The 325-nt window shown below is 35.7% G+C and carries 1 pseudogene; it reads left to right on the forward strand.

The features are described from left to right. Window positions 1-216: pseudogene (locus CQA75_RS09045) on the forward strand (hypothetical protein); the annotation flags it as partial. Between the last annotated feature and the right edge of the window lie 109 nt (window positions 217-325).

The following is a 325-nucleotide window of genomic DNA, read 5'->3' on the forward strand; positions in this document are numbered from 1 at the left end:
TATTTGCAAGCCAAACTCGCAGCCTTAACCCCTCCTCAAGGTTATCCTAATGCACCTCGTTATTATTCTCCTGAAAGATTGGAATTTATTTACAAAAAAGGAGACCTTGATGCTAAGCTTGATCCTAGAATCCCTGCTATATATAGGGCTAACTTTCCCGAAGAACTTAGAGCTAAGATAAGAGCTTATGCTAAAGAACATGGGATTAAAGAGTAAATGAATTTCATAGGCAGATTAGCCACCACTATCATAGTAGAAAGGCCTTATTGATGAAAAAAATATTTTTAACTACCTTACTTATTTTTAGTTTAAGTGCTTGCAAAGG

The organism is Campylobacter taeniopygiae (assembly GCF_005406225.1).
In the GTDB taxonomy this organism is placed as follows: domain Bacteria; phylum Campylobacterota; class Campylobacteria; order Campylobacterales; family Campylobacteraceae; genus Campylobacter_D; species Campylobacter_D taeniopygiae.